The organism is Marinobacter excellens LAMA 842 (assembly GCF_001574445.1).
GTDB classification, from domain to species: domain Bacteria; phylum Pseudomonadota; class Gammaproteobacteria; order Pseudomonadales; family Oleiphilaceae; genus Marinobacter; species Marinobacter shengliensis.
Map to the genome: position 1 here is coordinate 23,080 of NZ_LOCO01000020.1, position 20,472 is coordinate 43,551.

22 protein-coding genes are annotated in these 20,472 nt (G+C 57.2%); 10 read left to right on the plus strand and 12 right to left on the minus strand.

The genetic code is table 11. The annotated features are described in order from the left end of the window. Positions 1-19: 19 nt before the first annotated feature. The gene (locus J122_RS15200) at positions 20-1,375 is read right to left on the minus strand and encodes a dicarboxylate/amino acid:cation symporter (protein ID WP_061333061.1); all 1,356 of its coding nucleotides are present in this window, start codon (positions 1,373-1,375) and stop codon (positions 20-22) included. 183 nt (positions 1,376-1,558) lie between these two features. Here J122_RS15200 and J122_RS15205 point away from each other — a divergent pair, with 183 nt between their 5' ends. Both J122_RS15205 and J122_RS15210 read left to right on the plus strand, forming a co-directional pair. Then, positions 1,559-1,798, plus strand: a complete 240-nt coding sequence (locus tag J122_RS15205; RefSeq protein WP_058092188.1) for a TIGR02647 family protein — start codon at positions 1,559-1,561, stop codon at positions 1,796-1,798. A gap of 96 nt (positions 1,799-1,894) precedes the next feature. After that, positions 1,895-2,797: a DMT family transporter gene (locus tag J122_RS15210; protein WP_061333062.1), complete on the plus strand. Its 903-nt coding sequence runs from the start codon at positions 1,895-1,897 to the stop codon at positions 2,795-2,797. Here the strand turns inward: J122_RS15210 and J122_RS21235 are convergent, their stop codons facing one another. From J122_RS21235 to J122_RS15225, 4 genes are all read right to left on the minus strand, one after another. Beyond that, positions 2,798-2,974, minus strand: coding sequence for a DUF1328 domain-containing protein (locus J122_RS21235; RefSeq protein WP_072676589.1), 177 nt, complete (start codon positions 2,972-2,974; stop codon positions 2,798-2,800). Between the two features lie 147 nt (positions 2,975-3,121). Continuing rightward, entirely contained in the window at positions 3,122-3,574 is a 453-nt protein-coding gene (locus J122_RS15215) for a hypothetical protein (protein ID WP_061333063.1), read from the minus strand. Beyond that, entirely contained in the window at positions 3,574-5,253 is a 1,680-nt protein-coding gene (locus J122_RS15220) for a L,D-transpeptidase family protein (protein WP_061333064.1), read from the minus strand. Before J122_RS15220 ends, J122_RS15215 begins: the two co-directional genes overlap by 1 nt. An 88-nt stretch (positions 5,254-5,341) precedes the next feature. Next, the gene (locus tag J122_RS15225) at positions 5,342-6,007 is read right to left on the minus strand and encodes a hypothetical protein (RefSeq protein ID WP_061333065.1); all 666 of its coding nucleotides are present in this window, start codon (positions 6,005-6,007) and stop codon (positions 5,342-5,344) included. A 171-nt stretch (positions 6,008-6,178) separates the two neighbouring features. On the opposite strand from J122_RS15225, the gene J122_RS15230 reads away from it, so the two are divergent. Beyond that, the gene (locus tag J122_RS15230) at positions 6,179-6,838 is read left to right on the plus strand and encodes a protein-L-isoaspartate(D-aspartate) O-methyltransferase (protein ID WP_061333066.1); all 660 of its coding nucleotides are present in this window, start codon (positions 6,179-6,181) and stop codon (positions 6,836-6,838) included. A gap of 24 nt (positions 6,839-6,862) precedes the next feature. Here J122_RS15230 and J122_RS15235 read toward each other — a convergent pair whose 3' ends face one another. Both J122_RS15235 and J122_RS15240 read right to left on the minus strand, forming a co-directional pair. After that, positions 6,863-7,669 carry a DUF1338 domain-containing protein gene (locus tag J122_RS15235; protein WP_061333067.1) on the minus strand — a complete coding sequence of 269 codons (807 nt, stop codon included), beginning with the start codon at positions 7,667-7,669 and terminating at the stop codon, positions 6,863-6,865. Beyond that, positions 7,659-8,738 (minus strand): arginine N-succinyltransferase, encoded by a 1,080-nt coding sequence (locus J122_RS15240; RefSeq protein WP_061333068.1) that lies wholly within the window; start codon positions 8,736-8,738, stop codon positions 7,659-7,661. The genes J122_RS15235 and J122_RS15240 overlap by 11 nt, the downstream gene beginning before the upstream one ends. A gap of 117 nt (positions 8,739-8,855) precedes the next feature. Between J122_RS15240 and J122_RS15245 the strand changes: the two genes are divergently transcribed. Both J122_RS15245 and J122_RS15250 read left to right on the plus strand, forming a co-directional pair. Further along, a complete protein-coding gene (locus tag J122_RS15245) occupies positions 8,856-9,284 on the plus strand; it encodes an Lrp/AsnC family transcriptional regulator (protein ID WP_061333069.1) in 429 nt (142 codons plus the stop codon). 344 nt (positions 9,285-9,628) lie between these two features. Further along, positions 9,629-11,311 carry an AMP-binding protein gene (locus tag J122_RS15250; RefSeq protein ID WP_061333070.1) on the plus strand — a complete coding sequence of 561 codons (1,683 nt, stop codon included), beginning with the start codon at positions 9,629-9,631 and terminating at the stop codon, positions 11,309-11,311. A gap of 91 nt (positions 11,312-11,402) precedes the next feature. On the opposite strand, the gene J122_RS15255 is transcribed toward J122_RS15250, so the two are convergent. After that, positions 11,403-11,597, minus strand: coding sequence for a hypothetical protein (locus J122_RS15255; protein ID WP_061333071.1), 195 nt, complete (start codon positions 11,595-11,597; stop codon positions 11,403-11,405). Between the two features lie 128 nt (positions 11,598-11,725). Between J122_RS15255 and J122_RS15260 the strand changes: the two genes are divergently transcribed. Beyond that, positions 11,726-12,625, plus strand: a complete 900-nt coding sequence (locus J122_RS15260; protein ID WP_061333072.1) for a LysR family transcriptional regulator — start codon at positions 11,726-11,728, stop codon at positions 12,623-12,625. A gap of 2 nt (positions 12,626-12,627) precedes the next feature. Here J122_RS15260 and J122_RS15265 read toward each other — a convergent pair whose 3' ends face one another. Next, the gene (locus J122_RS15265; protein ID WP_061333073.1) at positions 12,628-13,347 is read right to left on the minus strand and encodes a hypothetical protein; all 720 of its coding nucleotides are present in this window, start codon (positions 13,345-13,347) and stop codon (positions 12,628-12,630) included. Between the two features lie 156 nt (positions 13,348-13,503). On the opposite strand from J122_RS15265, the gene J122_RS15270 reads away from it, so the two are divergent. Beyond that, the gene (locus J122_RS15270) at positions 13,504-14,277 is read left to right on the plus strand and encodes a DUF2059 domain-containing protein (RefSeq protein ID WP_227510236.1); all 774 of its coding nucleotides are present in this window, start codon (positions 13,504-13,506) and stop codon (positions 14,275-14,277) included. A 49-nt stretch (positions 14,278-14,326) separates the two neighbouring features. Here J122_RS15270 and J122_RS15275 read toward each other — a convergent pair whose 3' ends face one another. Next, positions 14,327-14,605: a peptidylprolyl isomerase gene (locus J122_RS15275; RefSeq protein ID WP_022987955.1), complete on the minus strand. Its 279-nt coding sequence runs from the start codon at positions 14,603-14,605 to the stop codon at positions 14,327-14,329. 190 nt (positions 14,606-14,795) lie between these two features. Here J122_RS15275 and J122_RS15280 point away from each other — a divergent pair, with 190 nt between their 5' ends. The 3 genes from J122_RS15280 (at position 14,796) to J122_RS15290 (ending at position 18,025) form a co-directional block, all read left to right on the plus strand. Further along, positions 14,796-16,382: an ABC-F family ATPase gene (locus J122_RS15280; RefSeq protein WP_061333075.1), complete on the plus strand. Its 1,587-nt coding sequence runs from the start codon at positions 14,796-14,798 to the stop codon at positions 16,380-16,382. Between the two features lie 184 nt (positions 16,383-16,566). Further along, positions 16,567-17,130, plus strand: a complete 564-nt coding sequence (locus J122_RS15285) for a DUF1415 domain-containing protein (protein ID WP_061333076.1) — start codon at positions 16,567-16,569, stop codon at positions 17,128-17,130. A 163-nt stretch (positions 17,131-17,293) separates the two neighbouring features. Further along, on the plus strand, positions 17,294-18,025 hold the full coding sequence (locus tag J122_RS15290; protein ID WP_061333077.1) for a hypothetical protein: 732 nt from the start codon (positions 17,294-17,296) through the stop codon (positions 18,023-18,025). A 22-nt stretch (positions 18,026-18,047) separates the two neighbouring features. Here the strand turns inward: J122_RS15290 and J122_RS15295 are convergent, their stop codons facing one another. Continuing rightward, a complete protein-coding gene (locus tag J122_RS15295) occupies positions 18,048-18,875 on the minus strand; it encodes a metal-dependent hydrolase (protein ID WP_061333078.1) in 828 nt (275 codons plus the stop codon). Between the two features lie 160 nt (positions 18,876-19,035). Next, a complete protein-coding gene (locus tag J122_RS15300) occupies positions 19,036-20,448 on the minus strand; it encodes a sodium-dependent transporter (RefSeq protein WP_061333079.1) in 1,413 nt (470 codons plus the stop codon). Positions 20,449-20,472: the final 24 nt, after the last annotated feature.

Genomic DNA, 20,472 nt, shown 5'->3' on the forward strand with positions numbered 1-20,472 from the left:
CACAAACTTACTGTGGGCCTCAGGCCTCATCGGGCACCGGTTCGGGTTGGTCTGGTAATCGTTTGCCCGACCAGTTTTCCATCAGTCGGCAAGCGACCAGATCACCGGTAACGTTAATGGCGGTACGGCACATATCAAGTATCCGGTCCACGCCCATAATCAAGGCAATACCTGCCGCCGGTACACCCACGGATTGAAGCACCATGGCGAGAATGACAATGCCTACCCCGGGTGTAGCGGGTGAGCCGATGGATGCGCCGACTGCCATGGCTACCACCAGTGCCATACTGCCCACACTCAAGTCGATGCCATACACCTGTGCCAGAAACACTGTGGCCACGGCCTGATAGAGGGCGGTACCGTTCATATTGATGGTAGCGCCCAGCGGAATGACAAACTGGGAAACGGAAGGGCGCACACCCAGTTTGTCTTCCGCAGTGCGGATAGACAGAGGCATGACTGCCGCGGAGCTGGACGTGGAAAACGCGAGCAGCAGTACATCACGAGTGTCTTTCAGGAATTGCAGAGGCCTCACGCCGGCCAGCAGTTTTAGAATAATCAGGTAAAAAGCCATCAGTACAGCCAGGCCGAGCAAAACGGTGGCCACATAGGACGCCATGCCGAGCATGGCACGGAACCCGAGCGTGGTGGTCAGTTGCGCCATCAGCCCGAAAACGGCATAGGGCGCCAGGCGCATCGCCCAGCGAACCACCGTCATGCAGATTTGTTGCAGGGAGTCGAGCAGGTCCAGCATCGGCTTGGCCTTGTCTCCCGACATGCTGACCAGTGCAACGCCGATGATGATGGAGAAAATCACCACCTGCAGCATTTGCCCCTCTACCATGGCATCCAGGGGGTTGCCGGGCAGCAGGCCGATCAGTGTCTGGGGGATGGCATCCAGGCCGGGGATGTCCGCGGCGACCGGGGCAGCATCGACCGGAGGCGCTGTCAGGCCGGTCATCAGGTCACCCGGGTTAACCAGGCCTCCTACCCAAAGGCCTATGGTGGCGGCAATAGCAGTTGTGATGACAAAAAACAGGGTAACCCGGACGCCCATCTTGCGCAGTTGTTCCAGGTTGTCGCTGGCGGCCAGGCCTCTTACCACAGAGGCTATAACCAGTGGTATCACGATCATCTGGATGGTGGCGAGGAACAGTTGCCCGGGAAAGGCCAGCCAGTTGCCGATCAGCGTTCCGGTTTCTGGCTCGACCAGGCCAACCGAGGGGCCCAGCAAGGTGCCAACCACAAGACCAAGCCCCATGCCAATCAGCACCTTGAGCCACAGGCGACCTTTAACCAGCGTCGCAAGGTAAACACTCAGGTGGCGCAAAGGGCGTGGGTAATAGTCATCTGACTGTGCCGGTGTGTTGTCCATGATCAACGTGTCCGTGTTGTGGTGATGCAATGTCGTTGACTTGCACTGAAAGTCGCGGCGCGATGGGTGTAACAATAGGATAATCGGGCAAAATATGCACCTGGATCAATTTCACAACGATTCCACCGTGGCGCTCCGATATTTGGGCTAAACTTCAGATAATTCTAATGATAAGGAGCTTTTATGCCGTTCTCTCCAAACCACCTTGCCGAGCTGAACCTGTTGCTACAGTTTCCCTCGATATCCACCCAGGAAGGTATAAAAGTGCATGCCCATTCTGCGGCGCCGGAAACGGTCCGGGCGGCAGAGTCGCTGTTTGCAAAAGGGTTGATCAGCCAGAAAGACGGGGGCTACCTGACCCCATTGGGCTGCGAGGCCGTAGAGTTTACTCAGAAACTGCAATCGATGTTGACGAGCGCTTGACTGTGATGGTCGGCTAGCTGAGTTCTGTGCCTGTCTGGGCGGGTTCTGGCAGGCTATAGTCTCCTGCCAGGATTCCTATCAGCCGAGCTTTGATCCATGCCCCCGGTTTTCTTTTCCTTTTTCGTACCTGCCCTGTTTGTCTGGCTCTGGAGCACCGGATTCATTGGTGCCAAGTACGGCCTGCCGTATGCAGAGCCTTTTACGCTGTTGTTTATCCGCATGCTGATCACGTTAATACCTTTGGCCGTCTTGGCCATCATCATGGGTGCCCGATGGCCGGGCTGGCGTAGCGCCGGTCATGTGGCGATCACCGGTATTCTGGTTCATGGCTGTTACCTTGGTGGTGTTTTTTACGCCATTGATCAGGGTATGTCATCAGGGTTGGTGTCGCTCATTGTGGGCTTGCAGCCGTTGGTAACAGCGCTGGCTGCTGTGGTGTTTCTGCGTGAGGCGGTTTCGCGAAAGCAGTGGGCGGGATTGGTCTTGGGGCTTGTGGGTGTTTCGCTGGTAATCGTAGAAAAGTTTGGAGGAACCAGTACCGGCGATACAGGGTTACCCGGGCTGACGCTGGTCTGGGCAGGGCTGGCGCTGATCGGAATCTCCCTTGGCACCGTTTACCAGAAACGGTTTGGCACGTCGGTTGATCTGGTATCCGGCACCATGATTCAGTACACCGCAGCGGCCGTCTTGTTTGGTGTTGGTGCGATGGTACTGGAGTCCCGAAGTGTGGAATGGTCGCTGCAGTTCAAGCTGGCCCTTGGCTGGCTGGTGTTTGGCCTGTCGGTCAGTGCCATTTTGCTTTTGATGTGGTTGATTCGACGCGGCGCAGCCTCTCAGGTGGCGAGTTTGTTCTACCTGGTGCCACCGGTCACGGCACTGGAGGCGTTTATCCTGTTTGATGAGCGCTTGGGGCCAATGGCCATGGCCGGCGGGGTTGTTGCGGTGGCTGGCGTGGCCCTGGTTGTTGCTCCAGGGCCACGAAAAGCCAGGTCTGCCTAGTCAGATTTTTGGGCCCCGACCTCGTAACGCGTTGGCGAGGAGTGAAACAACCAACAAGACCAGAAAGATGAAAAACAGGATCTTGGCAAAACCCGCAGCCGTTCCGGCGATGCCTCCGAAACCCAGAACACCTGCAACAATTGCAATAACAAGACACACTACCGCCCAATAGAGCATTTCCTATCCTCCTTTTTACGGTTCCCTTCCAACGTGGCACATGGCCAAAGAATGCGCAACGAAACAGCTGCTCTATTGAGAAATGGTAATTGCGGATACAGGTTTGGCTAGTGTCCCGTCTGGCGCTGGGCCAGGCCGATGGGCAGTTCAGTCTGTGCTCCGGGTGGGGTGAACTGAGCGAGATAGCGTGGGCTCGCAGCCAATCACCCTGCGGGCCTGCTTGTGGGCATGCAGGTACCACCTCTGGCCGCCACGGGTGAAGGTGTCCGCACGCACCTGAAAGTCGGCAGTTTCAACGGTGGCGGGTATCGGCGTGCCATCGGCGTGTCGATAAACGCAACTTGTGCCTATGGTGAGAGGCTGTCGAAGGGGGAGCTCGATAAAGTCGTCGTCCCTGACTACCGGTGCCTGACCGTTGATTTCAATAACTTTCAGGCAAGGGCCGAAGTGAATGCGGTTGACGTCGTCCACGGATTCCTCAAGGCAGTGGTGAGCTTTGAGAAACGCTACGTCGCTGTCCAGACCCTCCTGGCGATCTGGCAGATTCTGGCAGGCTGTCAGGATCAGCATAAGGGCAGTCAGTAAAGCTACTCTCGTCATCAAGGCCTCCGTGGTGTTGGCATCAGCGCGCCTTGGGGATCTGAACGGAGCGCGTCGATCAGCCGCTGATCTCGTCCATAGATGTCGTTCCGGAACTGTATCACTCCTGATTGATCAACCCACACCGTCCAGTATTGCAGATGAACCGGTATCGGCGTTCTCAGCATCGCATTGACTGGGTCTCTGAGTTCAATGGCCCGGTCTATATTCGCCCGCGACCAGTTGCTGTTACCTGCCAGCAGATGCTCCGCCAATTCAAAGGGCCGCTCAACCCTGATACAGCCGGAACTGAACGTTCGTTCAGCTCGGCCAAACAGGGCCTGCCCCGGGGTGTCGTGCAGGTAAATATCATACTGGTTGGGGAACATGAATTTTATCTGTCCCAACGCATTCATCGGCCCGGGTTCCTGAACCAGCTGGTACGGGAAGTTGTTGGCAGACAGAGTGTGCCAGTCGATAGTAGCCGGGTCCACTTCCACGCGATCAGCGCCCCACCCCCGATAGACCTTAAAATTCATGCGCTCAAGGTAGCCGGGATCGCTGCGGATAATTGGTAGCTGGTCCTGGATCATCAGCTTCCGTGGGACGGTCCAGGTAGGGTTGAATACCAGGTAGCGAATGCGGTCACTGAATACCGGGGTTTGGCGGTAAGGGCGCCCGACGATCACCCGCTGGCGGAGGATTTCCTCACTGGAGCGTACCATGGTCATCTCGAAGCCGGCGATGTTGACCAGTAAGTAGGTATCACCAAGATCGTCCGGCAACCAACGCCAACGCTCCAGGCTGGCATCCAGTTGGCGGATGCGCTCGACAGGTAATCTATTCAGGGCAGCAAAAGTCTGGCGCCCGATGATTCCATCCGGTTCAAGGCCATGCCGGGCCTGGAACGCGGGAAGGGCGATCAACAGCTCGTCGTCGTAGCTATCACTTTCGACCGACGCATCGTAGGCAGCCGGGCGATCATGGTCGGCACTCGGGATATCGCCAAGAAGGGCAAGCCGGCGACGTATCTCGGGGATGCGCGGGTCGTTGTCTCCCGGTCGGAGTGTGGGAGTGGCGGCGAGTTCGTGCCAGGGCTGCCCCAGCAATGCGGTCAGGGTGCGGCGCGCCGTGACCAGTTTCTGGTAGGCTGGCGCTGAAGGTTTTAGCTGTTGCAGGGTCTGGTAAACGGAATTGGTGTCCAGTGCTTGTGCAAGCACGGTGTGGGTTTCCAGATCCTGGCGATTGGCGGTCCATTCAGCGTGAATGGTCCTCGGGTTGACTTTCCCCGCCTGCAAATGGGAGGAAAGCAACAGGAATGCGTCTGACAGTACCAGGTCCAGATCGGCCCGCACTTCTTCCTCGACCTGATCCGTCGGTTGCAGGGCCAGGGCGGCAATCGTTTCGTGGTGATAATCCAGCGGGTTTAAACCCTGATCAGCCACCTCACTGATGGCCTGGGCCAGTTGACGTCGGGCATTGTAGGAATCCCAGGCCAGGTCAAATTCCCTGAGCTCGTAGAAACGGGTCAGGGCCTCCTTTGCAAGTATCGGTGCGTCGAGAACCGTGACAGGATGCCCGGCCTGAAGGGCTTCTATGCGATTGATGATGCTATCGTCACTGAAGACGGGGGGGCATGCCAGTAGAAGAATCAGAGCCAGGCCGCGTGATCTGAGATACTTCCATCGTGCGTCTCTCATAGTGGCGCTCCTGGCTCCTTTATAGACGATTCAATCGGTTCGCGTGTCCTCCAGTATAGCCTTTTGGTCTTTACGTGGCTTTCCTGACTTAGCCGGCCCGGCCAAACATGCGTTCCAGAAAGCCAAGCTCCCGAACATCTGCCACCGGTACTGTGTCCAGTTCCTGCATGGCTTTGCGCCAGAAAGCCTCTGGGCTATCAAGATGCGAGACCAGCTTTCGTTCCTCCGGACTATAGTGGTTGTGATCGCCAGAGATACCAGCGTCCATCAGCTGCTCGGCCCACAGATAGAGCGCTGCCCGAAGGGTTCGGAGTAGCCGGCAGTAAACCTCCCGGCTGAGGTTGATGGCCAGTTCGGCACTGAGATTAATCTGCTTTTGCAGGTCTGACATGGCCTCTTTATCCAGCAACACTCGATTGCCATTGCCTTTCTTGCAGCTTAAACAGGTATGTTCGAGTTCTTTTACCCCTTCCATCAGATTCAGGTGCCCGAACTCCCTGGTTTGGGTGTCATTCACCGGTGCAGGAATCCAGCCATACTGCGGGGATTTGGCAACGATGTGTCCGGGCAGGTCGAGCCGATAAGGTGGTGCTTTGTCTATATCGGGGTATCCATCAAACTCAGCCCTTAGCCAGGCTGCCATCTGGCGATGTCGGAGCATGGTTGCCAGGGTTATGGCTGATGGCACGATATCGGCGAGCAGATCGCTGGCATCCTGGGTGCGTTCCATCAGGTGGTCGACAGATGTAGACATGATTATCTCCCTGAGCGTGAGGGTTAAACCCTCGCCGTTATTTTTGTTTTTGGTTCTCCTCATCCGTGCAGAGGAGTAACCTGTGGGTAAAAAGTAGACAGTGGTTAAAGTTTGCGCTGTTGTAAAAGCGTTATGGCTTTGTAACGACGGGTAATCAGGGAGGGGCCGGTGATGAATGAACGGGTTCCGGATTTCAACAACCTGCGCGCAGACATGGTTCGGTATCAGCTTGCCGGCAGGGGGATATTCGATTCAAGAGTGCTGGAAGCCATGGACAGGGTGCCCCGAGAACGCTTTATTCCCGAGCATCTGGCTGGCGAAGCCTATGAAGATTACCCCTTGCCGATTGGTTGGGGGCAGACAATTTCCCAGCCCTATATCGTGGCGCTGATGGCGCAGGCGCTTCAGCTGGAGGGGCGGGAACGGGTGTTGGATATTGGGACTGGATCGGGTTATGCCGCAGCCGTTTTGGCCAGCCTCGCCCTGGAGGTCTTCAGTATCGAGCGGATTCCTGAGTTGGCAGAGCAGGCCAGGAGGAACCTGGAGCGGGCGGGGTTCAGCCAGGTGCATGTTCGCTGCGGCGACGGAACCCTTGGTTGGCCGGAGGCTGCGCCCTTTGATGGCATCTGCGTTGCTGCAGGTGCTCCCGCCGTACCTGAGACCCTTAAACAGCAGCTTGCCGTCGGTGGCCGGTTGATTATTCCGGTGGGGTCGGAGCATTCCGTGCAGCGGCTGGTGTGTATTACCCGCCGGACGGATGCTGACTTCGAGCGCGAAGACTTCGGTGATGTCCGGTTCGTGCCCCTGTTGGGTGAGCAGGGATGGTCCTGACGTCAGTGCCAGGAGGCGCCGAAGTCAGTTTGACGCATGGGTACTCTCGAAGATCTTGTCTGCAGACGCCGCCACAAAGCCGGAGTACAGGTTGCCATCCGGTTTCCGATAGCGCAGGGCGAATTCATAGAAACAGCTGGGTACCGTGGCCACCTGATCAGTGAACTCCAGGGCGACCCGGTCTGCCAGGGTGGAGGATTGCTCGAGCAGTTCCTGAGGTGACCCCTTTACTTCACCCCCGGAGGTGTTTATGGCGAAGCCGTGGTCTTTGAGCAGTTGGTTGATCTGCGCAACGGTTTTGATGCTCTCAAGATGATTGATACTGACCGTAAAATGGTTGGCTCGATAACCCCAGGCTGCGGTCCATGCAGCGTATTCGCTTTCCTCCAGAAGTGAACGGTAAGTGCCGTAATCCAGTTTCCAGTGGCGGCCGGAAGTCAGAAAATCATCGGCATCTACCGCGCCCGGATTCGTTTGGGCCACAAGGCCAGAAACGATGGCCTGCAGTTGCACTGAACATTGATCCACCAGTAGCTCAGAGATGAACACCTTGGGAACATCCGGGTCAGGGTGCTCGTAATGCCGTGCGTAGAGCTTTTTGGCTTCAAAATGATATTCGCCACCCGGCTGATAGCCCAGCTTGAGAAAGTGGCCGGCCAGTTTGTCCAGGCGTACCGGGGCCAGGTTAAAAGTGCGCAGTGCAATGTGATCATTCACGATGGGGTGGCTTTCGCGTTCGCCCAGCAACTGATGAATACGCTCAGCCGAGGGCGTCACCCGTCGATAGGATTGCCAGAGCCGGGAAAAAAGCGCGTTCAGATCATTGTGCATGACGGAACTCCTGGTGAGCACTCATCTCACTTGTGTTCAGTGTGGGGCGGTTTTTGACCAGGGGTAGTGCGCACACCGGGTCTCCACCATTCAAGCCCAGCTTCCGCTGAATGCCAGTCGGTAGGGGAACTTGCTCCGGCTCGTCTCCCCCTGACAGTGAATCGATGATCGTCGCACGGAATCCGGAACACTGGCCGTTGGCCACAATCAAGGGGAACCCGGTGTGGGCGGTAATCCGGGTGCCGCCATATAAACCCCGGTATAGCCCGCTGTTGCGAACACTGGTAATGGCATCCCGTGCGCATTCAATGGTCGGCCCGGCATCGAAAAGATCCACCAGTCCACGATGCCGGAATCCTTCCTGTTTCAGCAAGTGTAGCGCCGGGCGGGTGTCCGGGTGAACCTGGCCGATGACTGCCTGAGCTTCAATGGTCATGTCTGCAATGTCGAACGGACCAGGGGGAACAAGTTGTTCCAGAAAACGAGCATCACTCTGGGCGGAGAGTTGCGTTACCGTGGAAAAATCCAGATCGACCACCTGATGTCTCAGCCAGTTCCAGAAAGGCGAGTGGCCATGAGTGTCAGACACCCCCCGCATCTCTGCTATCACGGTGTTTGCAAAACGCTCGGGGTGCAGTGCCATAAACAGAAACCGGACTTTTGACAGGAGTTTGCCGGCATTGGCCTGGCGATAGTCCGGGCGAAGGTACAGCGAACAGATTTCGGTGCAGCCCGCGTAGTGCTCGCAACGGGTCAGGGTTTCCCTCGCGAGGCCTGCTGGCCCGATCGTTCTGTCGCGTTTGAAGTGGTGCAACGGCCGGTCGAGCCCAACACTGGCCTGGATGCCAGTTGTGCCCATGATCTCATGGCTGTGCTCATCCTCAAGTACAAACAGATACTGCTCGTTTGTGGGATTGTCTACGCGCCGCTCAAAGCTCTTCATGGAATGCTCGATCTTCTGTGCCAGCGCGTCCCGGTCTGGCATCAGGGATGTGAATCCCGGTCCGGATTCAACGGCAATCTGATAAAGGGGATCAAGATCCCGAAGCGTGATAGGGCGGATCAACATGGCCGACATCCTGAACGTTGTTTAGGTCCAGTATGGCGGCTGGTTATGCCGATCTGTAGATTCAAATTGGTCGATATGGTCTAGAATTTAGCCATATTGACGAATCAGGTAATCAAAATGATTAGTATGCAAGACCAGAAATTGTTGGGACTGCTCCGGCAGAATGCTCGCGCCAGTGTGACTGACCTGGCCAAGGGGTTGCATGTTTCCCGTTCCACCGTACAAAACAGACTGGCGAAACTGGAGGCGCAGGGAATCATTCGCGGCTATACCTTACAGCTGGGCGGTGAGTACGCCGCCAATCAGGTGGAGGCCCATGTGTCGGTCAAGGTGCATCAGAAACTCACTGCCCGCACCAACTCTGAACTGGAGCAGATTTCTCAGGTCTGTCAGTTGTTTTCGGTTAGTGGTGAATACGACTTGATTGCCATCGTCCAGGCTCAATCACTGGAGGAGTTGAGCCGTGTATTGGATGACATCGGGAACCTTGAAGGGGTTGAGCGAACTAACTCGGCAGTCGTGCTTGAGACCCGGTTCAGGCGTTAGCCAGCTTTCAGGAACCAAGAAAGCCCGCATAGGCGGTATAGAGAAATGCACCAGAACCGATAAGAATCACGGCCCAGGCGGGGAAGATCAAAGCAGAGCGAGTCGAGGTTCTCATAGAGCGACAGTCTCCTGTGGTATTGGTTATCAATACGCGGTACTTCTCAATCTAGACCAGACTTGATGGATGTCACGAACTATTTTGGGAGGTGCGTCTCAGCTTCGAGCTAAATGGTCAACGCCCGGGATGTTTATTGCTATTGAGCACGCGGGAAAGTTGGCTAGTATGAATGCAACAATAAAAAGCGATTCCAGACAACCGAAGATAACAACAACAAGGAGCCACCATGGCTATAGACCCACAAAAGCAGACGTCTTTGCACTGCCTGTACTACTGGGCCCAGCACACTCCCGATAACGTTTACCTTACCCAGCCGTTCCCGGATGGCCGGGTGGAAGACATTACCTGGGCGCAGGCCGCTGACCAGGTGTCCCGGATGGCCGCCTACCTGAACAGCCTTGGTCTACCGGAGCACAGCAATATCGGAATCCTGGGCAAGAATAGCGCGCATTGGATACTGTTGGATCTGGCCATTTGGGCAGCCGGTCATGTCAGCGTGCCGCTTTACCCGACCCTGAATGGTGAAACAGCCGCTTACATTCTTGAACACAGCGAGGCTAAACTGTTGTTCCTGGGTAAGCTGGACGGTACGGCCGACGGCTGGAACGACATCAAGCATCATATTCCTGATGACCTGCCCATCGTGTCTCTGCCTTTGTCGCCGCGCGATGACACTCCCAAATGGCAGGAGATCATCAAAGAGCAATCACCGGCTGAGCCGAAACTGCCTGATCCGGATGCGCTGGCCACCATCGTGTACACCTCTGGCAGTACCGGCCGGCCCAAGGGCGTGATGCACAGCTTCCGCACCATGATTTCGGTGGCCGATGGCCTGCAGCAACTGTTCCCAGTGTCATCCAACGAACGCATGTTGTCTTACCTCCCGCTGGCCCACGTGGCGGAGCGGGCAGCGGTTGAAACCCAGTCCCTTTACTACGGTTTCCACCTGTACTTTGCCAACTCCCTGGACACCTTCCAGGAAGACTTGCAGCGGGCCCGGCCCACGTTGTTCTTCTCGGTACCGCGCCTGTGGATGAAGTTCTATCTGGGCGTGAACGCCAAGCTGCCACCGAAGAAGCAGAAAATCCTGTTCAATATTCCGATCCTTAACTCGCTGGTTAAAAAGAAGGTGCTCAAACAGCTGGGCCTGGACCATTGTCGGGCCGCCCTGACGGGCGCGGCACCGTTGTCTGGAGAGATTATCGGCTGGTATCGGGGCCTTGGTCTGGAATTGCTGGAAGTGTATGGCATGTCGGAGAACTTCGGTTACTCCCACGCCAACCGCCCCGGCCAGGCCAAGGTGGGTACGGTCGGCATGGCAAACCCCGGTGTTACTCACCGCATTGGCGAAGGTGGCGAGGTTCAGGTCAAGAGCCCCGGTCAGATGCTCGGCTACTACAAGAACGAAGAGAAGACCAAAGAGGACCTGACCGATGACGGCTTTCTCAAAACCGGCGATATGGGTGAAATCGACCAGGATGGTTGCCTGCGTATCACTGGCCGGGTGAAGGATCTGTTCAAAACCTCCAAGGGCAAATACGTAGTGCCCGTGCCAATTGAGAACCGGTTCAATCATCCGAAAGCCGAAGTGGTGTGTGTGGCCGGCGCCAACCAGCCTCAGCCGTGCCTGATGGTGTTGTTGTCAGAAGAGGCCCGGGATGAACTGGATCGTGGTGGTGACCGGGCGGAGCTGGAACAGGAACTGGCCCGGGAGCTTGATGCCGTTAACGCCCAGAGCGAAGCCCATGAGAAAGTGGCTTTCGTAGTAGTGGTCAAGGAGCCCTGGACCATGGAAAACGGCATGTTAACGCCGACCATGAAGATCAAGCGCAATGTGATCGAGGACTTCTACAATCAGAAGATGGACGAGTGGTTTGGTAAGAAGAGTAAGGTGATCTGGGAGTTCTGATCAGGGCGTTAAACACTCACCAAATAAAAACGCCGGCATGGAAACATGCCGGCGTTTTTATTTGTGCTTCGGTTACCGGGTTCCGGTAATCTCAGTGACCGCCCTGTACCTGGGGCATGTCTGGGGCAACCGCAGCCGCTTTGCGGTTGAAAATCCGCACCTTACGGCTGAAAAACTGCATCGCCTGCTGTGCAGCAGCGCGGGTATACTGGCGCCTGACCTCGGTACTGTTGTGGAGGATACTTGACGGCAGCGGGTTTACGGTTGCGATATGGCTCTTGGTCATAGCGCCTTCCTCCTTTGTCTGGTGGATTAATTAGCGATCTATCTTTAATTTAACGACTATTCTAGGAGTTCTTATTTGCAGTTTGAATACGTTAAAATCCGTACTCACGTTGCGAATATGCAGTAACTATGGACTGGGATTATCTTCGATATATACGGGCTCTGGCAATAGGTGGAACGCTGGCGAAAGCCGGTGAATTGCTGGGTGTACACCAAACCACTGTTTTAAGACGACTTGATCAGATGGAAGAGTCGTTGGGGGTGCAGTTCTTCGAGCGCAACCGGGATGGTTTGCAGCTCACTCCGGTTGGCGAAATGGCGTTTCGGGAGGCCCAGCGGCTGGCTACCGATGTGGAAAACCTGGAGCGCAAACTGGTAGGTGACGATGCCGCGCCGGTGGGTAAGGTCCGGGTGGCGGCCGAAGATGCCATGATGAATGAACTGCTCGGACCGATCCTGGCGGAGCTGGTTCACGCCTATCCGGATATCGAACTGGAGGTGCTGACCGATAACGATGTGGCGAACCTCAGCCACCGGGAGGCAGACCTGACCTTGCGGCCGGAGAACAAACCCCAGGCGACCCTGGAGGGCGAGCGCATTGCCGCTGTGGATTCCGCTGTCTACGGGGCCGCCCGATACTGCCGTCGACACCGCAATATGGATATCGAGAACCACCCGGAAGATTGCACCTGGATACTGCCGGATGAGAGTTTCAGCCATCTGGCGACCGGGCGTTGGTACCGAAAGCACCTGAAGAACGTCTCCTCGGTGATTCGCTGCAACAGCCTGCAATCCATGGCAACCCTGGCCAGGTCTGGAGCGGGGTTGGCGGTGTTGCCCTGTTATCTGGGCGAGGCCGCGAAAGAGCTGCGCAGGCTATCAGACCCGCTGGAGGGCGAGAGCGTGGATTTGTGGCTGCATGTAAACCAGGATACCCAGCAGATGGCCCGGGTGCGCATTGTCATGGAGTTTCTGGTTGAACGCCTGAAAGCGCTGGAATCTGCCATTGAGATAAGCGCGTCGCTCTGAACCTAATCGTCGGCCTTGCAGAACGGCCAGAACTGGTACCAGCGCCAACATTGGAACTCCGCTTCGCACTGCTTTAACTGGTTGTCGTAGCGGAAGGCGCGGTTCTGAACCCTTCGGGCCAGGGACTGTATGGCCGGTTTCTGTTCGAACGAGCGGCGTGCGTAGCCGCCCCGACCTTCATGATAGGCCAGGTAAAGCTGCCGGGGTGCGCTGAATGGAATGCCCAGCTCGCGGTTGCTGAGGTGGTTGTACCAGCCGACAAAATCCAGCGCGTATTGCATGTCGGTGCGTACGGTTCGCCAGGATGCGTCGTTCGCCACCAGGTATTCGCCCCAGGCGGGGTCAAGGGCCTGGGCATAACCGTAAGCGGTGGTGGGGCGCTTCCAGGGAATCAGTCCCCAAAGCCGGGTGCGGGGCGGCCGGGCATGGCTCCGGAAAGACGATTCGTAATAGACAAAAGCCAGCTGTGTGGCGATGGGGGTGCCCCATTTCTCCTCGGAGGCCCGGGCATAGTCGTACCACACCGTATGTTCCCTGAAGATCTCACAGATGTTTTCCGGGTTGGCCGGAGGTTCCGGGGCCAGCAGACTGAAACGCAGGGTGGCCCAGGTGCCGATCACCAGCCCCAGCAAAGGCAGGCCGTACCAGCTGATGCGGGAGCGCCATACATTAAACCGCTTGTTGCGGATATTTCGAGATTTTCGGGTTCTTCTGCGCCACATCCCTACCAAACTGTCATCTCCAAAGGCCTTGGGGCACTTGCCGTAATGGCTTCAGGCGTGTCATAAACAGGGCCGTTGCAGTAACAGGATAATAGAGAAATGAGACTGATCACCCTAGTTAAACCTCTTTTAGTTGCCGGGCTTATATCGTCAGGAATGGCCCATGCATCAACGGATGCCCGTGACGTTCTGGCGGCATCGCCCATTGATGACATCGTGGGCCAGTATCCGGCCATGATGAGCCAGGGTATACGGGACGGTCTCAAACAGAGCGGCCAGGTGCCGCCGATGGTGGCCGACACCATTGGTTATGTGGTCAGCAGCAGCTACAGGGCCGAGGACATCGAGCGTAAGCTGGTGGACAGCCTGGATGAGTCGTTGACGAACAAACAGCTTGAGGAGGTTCATGCCTGGTACCAGACGCCTGTTGCGCAGAAGATATCCCGTGCGGAGATTGCTGCGTCTGCACCTGCCGCCTGGTCAGAGGTGCGAAGCCGCGCCGGAGAGCTAAACGAAGCCTACAAGGGCACCACCCGGGAAAAGCTGTTTGACCGTTTTGACCGGGCTTCCCGCGCAACGGAAACCACAGTGGATACTACCATTGCCGTGCAGTTGGGTTTGGCAACGGCCATGGCGGCCCTGAGCAGTGACTCGGTGCATTACGAGCGGTTACGTCAGCGTTTGGAGAACCAGCGTGGGATGTTGCAGGGCATGGTTGGGCAACAGGTATACGACAGCTATTTGTTCACCTACCGGGATATCAGTGTTCAGGAACTGGGTCTGTATCTGGACTTTCTGGAGAGTGAGTCGGGTAAACGCTTTACCGAGGTGGTCACAGAGAGCATTCAGGCGTCGATTACGGACCCTATTGAAACCATCGGTAGCCAATTGGCGCGGTTCAGGAATTTCGGGACAGGCGAATCCCGATAACCAACGCCTGCTGTCTGCGCAGTCAAGCGCAGACAGCAGTTGCACTGGCTTAGCTGCGGGAAGTCACTTCCAGCAGGTGATACCCGAACTGGGTCTTGATCGGCCCAATTACGGTGTTCAGGTCGCTGCTGAACACGGCCTTGTCAAACTCGGGAACCATCTGGCCAGGGCCGAAGGAGCCCAGGTCGCCGCCGTTACGGCCAGACGGGCAGGAGGAATGCTGCTTCGCCACTTCGGCGAAATCCTGGCCACCTTCAATAGCCTTCTTCAGTTCTTCACATTTTGCTTCGCTGTCTACCAGAATGTGGCGTGCAGTTGCTTGTGCCATGATCAAGTTCCTGTTGTCGGATGGAGGAATGGACGGAAACGTCTGACACGAATGCTGCCCGCACAGCGTGCTGCTGGCAAGCCCTTTTTATCCGTGTTTCTGCGGCCTCACAGTCTTGCGCCCAAACCTGTACAATGCCGGCTTTTATTTGCCGGCTTGCTGCTGGCCCTCACGCTGACAGGTTCTTTTCTTGATCTCCACCGCCAATCTCACCATGCAATTCGGGGCCAAGCCCCTGTTTGAAAACGTATCCGCCAAGTTCGGCAACGGCAACCGTTACGGTTTGATCGGTGCCAATGGCTGCGGCAAGTCCACCCTGATGAAAATCCTCGGTGGCGACCTGGAGCCGTCCGCCGGCCAAGTGATGCTGGAGCCCAACATCCGCCTCGGTAAACTCCGCCAGGATCAGTTCGCCTACGAGGACTGCACGGTGATGGACACCGTGATCATGGGCCATGGGGAACTGTGGCGGGTGAAGAAAGAGCGGGACCGCATCTACTCCCTGCCGGAAATGAGCGAAGAAGACGGCATGGCGGTGGCGGACCTGGAAGTGGAATTCGCCGAAATGGACGGCTACACCGCCGAATCCCGCGCCGGCGAACTCCTGCTGGGCCTGGACATTCCGCTGGAACAGCACAACGGCCCCATGAGCGCCCTGGCCCCAGGTTGGAAACTGCGCGTGCTGCTCGCCCAGGCCCTGTTCTCCGACCCGGACGTGCTGCTGCTGGACGAGCCCACCAACCACCTGGATATCAACACCATCCGCTGGCTGGAAAACATCCTGGTGGCCCGTAACAGCACCATGATCATCATCTCCCACGACCGCCACTTCCTGAACAGTGTGTGCACCCACATGGCGGACCTGGATTACGGTGAACTGCGCCTGTTCCCGGGCAATTACGACGAATACATGACTGCCGCCACCCAGGCCCGCGAGCGCATGTTGTCAGACAACGCCAAGAAAAAGGCCCAGATCGCTGAACTGCAGCAGTTCGTCAGCCGCTTCTCCGCCAACGCCTCGAAAGCCAAGCAGGCCACCTCCCGCGCCCGCCAGATCGACAAGATCCAGTTGGAGGAAGTGAAGCCGTCCAGCCGGGTGAGCCCGTTCATCCGCTTCGAGCAGGGCAAGAAACTGCACCGTCAGGCGGTCACCCTGAAAGGCCTGACCAAGGGCTTCGACGAAGGCCCCCTGTTTAAAAACCTGGATCTGCAGATTGAGGCGGGAGAGCGGGTGGCTATCATCGGCCCGAACGGAATTGGTAAAACCACCTTACTGCAGTGCCTGGCCGGCGCCTACGAGCCGGATGCCGGTGAGGTGAAATGGACCGACAGTGCCGAGGTAGGTTACTTCGCCCAGGACCACACCGCCGACTTTGCCCGGGATGACACCCTTACCGATTGGATGGCGCAGTGGACTACCGGTGGTGAGCAATTGGTGCGCGGTACGTTGGGACGGATGTTGTTCTCCGGGGATGACATCGGTAAGTCGGTGAAGGTGATTTCCGGTGGTGAACAGGGGCGGATGCTGTTTGGTAAGCTGATTCTGCAGAAGCCGAATGTGATGTTGATGGATGAGCCGACGAACCACCTGGATATGGAGTCCATCGAGGCGTTGAACCTGGCGCTGGAGAACTATCCGGGCACGCTGATTTTCGTCAGCCATGACCGGGAGTTTGTTTCGTCGCTGGCGACCCGGATCATCGAGTTGAAGGCGGATGGGATTACCGACTTCAGCGGCAGTTATGATGATTATCTTCGGAGTCAGGGTTACGTCTGATCCTGAATCATTCGACCTTGGGAGTTTGCGGACGGTTGGGTAGGCCTGTCCAAAAAACGCTCCTTCGGCACATCCCTGTGGCGCTTGGGCTCCGCCATCCATGGCTCCGCACATTTTTGGACAGGCCTACCCAACCGTCCGCTCGTACCTTTGAGTGGTCATCCAGAGAATAAAGGACAAACTGATGAGTGAGTCTCCGGTTGTGATCGCAACCCGAAAATGGGTTGAAGACGTCGTCGTTGGCTACAACCTCTGCCCCTTCGCCAAACGGGAACTGGTCAAGAACCGGGTTCGGTTTACGGTGACAGACGCCAACAATGAAGACGACCTCCTGCAGGCCCTACACGCGGAATTGCAGCGCCTGGAAGACGAACCGGAAATCGAAACCACGTTGTTGATACACCCGGGCGTACTGCAGGATTTCTACGCCTACAATGAGTTTCTGGACGCTGCCGATGCGTTGTTGGCCTACCTGGAGTTGGAGGGCGTTTACCAGATCGCCAGTTTCCATCCGGACTATCAGTTCGCTGACACCGAACCGGGGGCTGATGAGAATTACACCAACCGGTCTCCGTACCCCATGTTGCACCTGTTGCGGGAGGCGAGTCTGGAGGCGGCGATTGATAGCCATCCGGATGTGGACGGGATTCCTGATCGGAATATCGCACTGATGAATGAGCTGGGTGCGGAGAAGATGCGGAATACTTTACTGAGCTGCTTAGAGCACGCATCGAATCCAGCTGAGTAGTTTGAGGAGCCAGCGGGGTAGGGCTTTCCAAAACTGTGCGGAGCCATGGATGGCGGAGCCCAAGCGCCACATGGATGTGCCGAAGGAGCGTGTTTTGGAAAGCCCTACCCCGCTGGCGTTAACGCCAAAGCCGCGGTACTGAGCACCTGAAGGGAGTAAAATTATGGGACTGCTTTTCGAACAAATTGACAGCCAGCCCTCGGTGATCGGGGAAATCACGCTTCGCCGCCGCAGGATTCCGGCACTGGGTGACCGCGATATCTACGAAGTGAAACTGGGCGAAGAATTCCTCATGTCCAGCATGTTTGTAGACGCCGAAGTGGCCCTCTCAGACATCGGCCTGGGCGAAACCGAAGGCGACAAGCTCAGTGTTGTTGTGGGCGGACTCGGCCTTGGCTACACCGCCGTGGCCGCTCTCAAGCATGAGCGCGTCAGCGAACTGCTCGTGGTCGAATACCTGAAACCCGTCATCGGCTGGCATCAGCAAGAAAAAGTGCCCCTCGGCAAAGACCTCAACGCCGACCCCCGCAACCGCTACATACACGGCAGCTTCTTCGACCTCGCCATCGCTGACCCCGAAACCGGCGGCTTCGACCCGGAAGCGCCGGGCAAACCGTTCGATGCCATCCTGCTCGACATAGACCACTCGCCCAGGGCCCTGCTGCACGACTCCAGCGCCAGCTTCTACACCGCCAACAACCTCCGCTTCATGGCCCGGCAACTCAAGCCCCGGGGCGTGTTTGCCATGTGGTCCAACGAAGGTGAGGACGACGAATTCATGGCGACTCTGCGGGAAGTGTTTACCGACATAGCCTGCCACGTGGTCAGCTTCTACAACCCCTTCCAGAACCGCGAATCGTTTAACACCGTCTACGTGGCCCGCAAGCCGGACTGAGCCCGGCGAGCAGGCGCTGGCATCAGGCGAAGTTCAGCTGCTTGCGCCACTTGTGCAGCAGGAATTCGGTGTCGTGCTGCCACGGGTGGAAGTCTGGTTTGAAGTAATCCAGGTATTCCGGAATGATCGCGGTGAACATGCCCTTGCGGCCCCAAACCCGGTTCAGGCCTTTGGCCCAGGACTTCAGGTTCAGTAACTGCTTGTCTTCGCGCATCAGCTCAATGATGAACGAGTGGATCGCTACCATGATCAGCGTGGTGATCAATGCCATGACACCCATGCGGATGGCGTAGTCCACTACGGTTTTATCGTAGAGTTGTTCATAGGTGTCGAAGGCCACCGCTTTGTGTTCGTTCTCTTCGACACAGTGCCAGGCCCACAGGGTTCGCATGGACGGGTCGATGGCATTCACCAGGTCTTCGCGCTTTAGCAGCTGCGCTGAGAGGATGCCGGTGAAGTGCTCAAGGGCAACGGTAGCGGCCAGATGCACCCGCTTGTTGTTGAGCAGCGGCAGGTCTTTCGCGGACAGGAAGCCTCGGGTCCAGCCTTCCAGTTTCTTGATATCGAAACCCTGATTGATGGCACCGTCGTTGAAGTGGCCATGCTCCTTCGCGTGCATGGCCTCCTGCCCGATAAAGGCGCTGATGTCCTTCTGCAACTGAGGGTCGTTGATCTGGTCACGTACTGCCCGAACACTGTCCACGAAGAAGCGCTCACCGTCTGGGAAAAGTGCGGAGAGGGCGTTGAACAGGTGGGTCATGAACGGGTCACTGTCGACCCAGTGCCGCGGTACATCCTCAAAACCAAAGTCCTGACGGCGTACCGGAAAAGATGCTGTGACTGCTGACATAGCGACTGCCTCGATTGTGTTTGTCTTACAATCACACATTACGCGCCAAGAGCCGTAAAAGTCCGGTCAGAAAGGGACAGATGTTTATCAATTGGTATGTTGGTGCCCAGAATAGGCAGGGAGGGGGCGCCCGGGCAGCGCGCTGCCCGGGCGATCGGGGTTACATCAGGTTGTAGATAAACACAATGGCAACGGCCACCGGGGTAACAAACCGCACGGTGATAAACCACAGGTTGAACATGGTCGGTGACAACGACAGTTCGTTCTCCATGGCCTGGCGGGACATCACCCAGCCGGCAAACAGTGCGACCAGCAGGCCACCTAGCGGCAACAGGATGTTGGCGGTGAAGAAGTCCAGCAGGTCGAAAATGGTTTTGCCTTCCAGCATGGGAATGAAGCCCAGCGGAGCAACGTCCGCCCACAGGTTCAGTGACAGCACGGAGGCAATACCCAGAGCCCAGCATACGCCGCCAGCGGCGATGGTGCTGATGGTCCGGTTCATGCCTTTCTGCTCTTCCAGCCACTCCACGATGGGCTCCAGCAGGGAGATGCCGGAGGTCCAGGCGGCGAAGATCAGCAACACGAAGAACAGGGTGCCGAACAGTGTACCCATGGGCATCTGGCCGAACGCGAGGGGCAGTGTCTGGAAAATCAGGCCGGGGCCGGCACCGGGTTCGAGGCCGTTGGCAAAGACAATGGGAAAGATCGCCAGCCCGGCCAGCAGTGCTACGCCGGTGTCGATGACTGACACCGTGATGGAGGTCTTGGCGATGGAGATTTTCTTCGGCAGATAAGAGCCATAGGCCATCATTACCGCCATACCCAGGCTCAGGGTAAAGAACGCGTGGCCAAGGGCGACCAGCACGCCGGAGGTGGTCAGCTTGGAGAAGTCTGGCTGGAACAGGAAGGCCGCGGCCTGGCCGAAGTGGCCGGTGGTCATAGCGTAGCCGACCACCAGCAGCAACAATACGAACAGCGCTGGCATCAGGATACTGACGGCCCGCTCAAGGCCGGAGCGGACGCCCCGGGCGACGACCACCATCACCAGGGCCATAAACACCGTGTGCCAAAGCAGCAGGGTGGACGGATTGCTTAGCAAGCCGGAGAAAATGGCTCCCACAGCTTCGGCGGATTGCCCGGCCAGCTGCCCGCTGGCAGTTGTACCCACGTAGGATATTGCCCAACCACCAATCACCGAGTAGAACGACAGTATTAAAAAGCCAGCAAGAACGCCGATAGCGCCCACCAGTTTCCAGGCCGGTTTGAGTCTGTCCCGTTCGGTAATCAGTCGGATGCTGTTGACCGGGCTGCGACCACCCCGGCGGCCGATCATGACCTCGGCCATCATGATGGGAATGCCGACAACGGCGATGCACAGCAGGTACACCAGCACAAAGGCGCCGCCACCGTTTTCGCCGGTAACGTAGGGGAATTTCCAGATATTGCCAAGCCCGACGGCGGAGCCGGTGGCAGCCAGAATAAACGCGAACCGTGAGGACCATAGCCCTCGTTTCGCATTGGAGCCCTCAAGGGCATCCGAATAGGTGGCGGAGCCGGATGAAGTGACAGACATAGTGATCTCCCGAAGGTGTTGTTT

Excerpts from the sequence above, each read along its gene's own strand:
- J122_RS15290 (WP_061333077.1), top strand. The coding sequence starts at position 17,294 with ATGGGACTGCTTTTCGAACAAATTGACAGCCAGCCCTCGGTGATCGGG.
- J122_RS15235 (WP_061333067.1), bottom strand. The coding sequence starts at position 7,669 with ATGCACAATGATCTGAACGCGCTTTTTTCCCGGCTCTGGCAATCCTAT.
- J122_RS15240 (WP_061333068.1), bottom strand. The coding sequence starts at position 8,738 with ATGTTGATCCGCCCTATCACGCTTCGGGATCTTGATCCCCTTTATCAG.
- J122_RS15245 (WP_061333069.1), top strand. The coding sequence starts at position 8,856 with ATGATTAGTATGCAAGACCAGAAATTGTTGGGACTGCTCCGGCAGAAT.
- J122_RS15205 (WP_058092188.1), top strand. The coding sequence starts at position 1,559 with ATGCCGTTCTCTCCAAACCACCTTGCCGAGCTGAACCTGTTGCTACAG.
- J122_RS15265 (WP_061333073.1), bottom strand. The coding sequence starts at position 13,347 with ATGTGGCGCAGAAGAACCCGAAAATCTCGAAATATCCGCAACAAGCGG.
- J122_RS15300 (WP_061333079.1), bottom strand. The coding sequence starts at position 20,448 with ATGTCTGTCACTTCATCCGGCTCCGCCACCTATTCGGATGCCCTTGAG.
- J122_RS15225 (WP_061333065.1), bottom strand. The coding sequence starts at position 6,007 with ATGTCTACATCTGTCGACCACCTGATGGAACGCACCCAGGATGCCAGC.
- J122_RS15215 (WP_061333063.1), bottom strand. The coding sequence starts at position 3,574 with ATGACGAGAGTAGCTTTACTGACTGCCCTTATGCTGATCCTGACAGCC.
- J122_RS21235 (WP_072676589.1), bottom strand. The coding sequence starts at position 2,974 with ATGCTCTATTGGGCGGTAGTGTGTCTTGTTATTGCAATTGTTGCAGGT.
- J122_RS15250 (WP_061333070.1), top strand. The coding sequence starts at position 9,629 with ATGGCTATAGACCCACAAAAGCAGACGTCTTTGCACTGCCTGTACTAC.
- J122_RS15275 (WP_022987955.1), bottom strand. The coding sequence starts at position 14,605 with ATGGCACAAGCAACTGCACGCCACATTCTGGTAGACAGCGAAGCAAAA.
- J122_RS15230 (WP_061333066.1), top strand. The coding sequence starts at position 6,179 with ATGAATGAACGGGTTCCGGATTTCAACAACCTGCGCGCAGACATGGTT.
- J122_RS15255 (WP_061333071.1), bottom strand. The coding sequence starts at position 11,597 with ATGACCAAGAGCCATATCGCAACCGTAAACCCGCTGCCGTCAAGTATC.
- J122_RS15260 (WP_061333072.1), top strand. The coding sequence starts at position 11,726 with ATGGACTGGGATTATCTTCGATATATACGGGCTCTGGCAATAGGTGGA.
- J122_RS15200 (WP_061333061.1), bottom strand. The coding sequence starts at position 1,375 with ATGGACAACACACCGGCACAGTCAGATGACTATTACCCACGCCCTTTG.
- J122_RS15295 (WP_061333078.1), bottom strand. The coding sequence starts at position 18,875 with ATGTCAGCAGTCACAGCATCTTTTCCGGTACGCCGTCAGGACTTTGGT.
- J122_RS15270 (WP_227510236.1), top strand. The coding sequence starts at position 13,504 with ATGGCCCATGCATCAACGGATGCCCGTGACGTTCTGGCGGCATCGCCC.
- J122_RS15285 (WP_061333076.1), top strand. The coding sequence starts at position 16,567 with ATGAGTGAGTCTCCGGTTGTGATCGCAACCCGAAAATGGGTTGAAGAC.
- J122_RS15220 (WP_061333064.1), bottom strand. The coding sequence starts at position 5,253 with ATGAGAGACGCACGATGGAAGTATCTCAGATCACGCGGCCTGGCTCTG.
- J122_RS15210 (WP_061333062.1), top strand. The coding sequence starts at position 1,895 with ATGCCCCCGGTTTTCTTTTCCTTTTTCGTACCTGCCCTGTTTGTCTGG.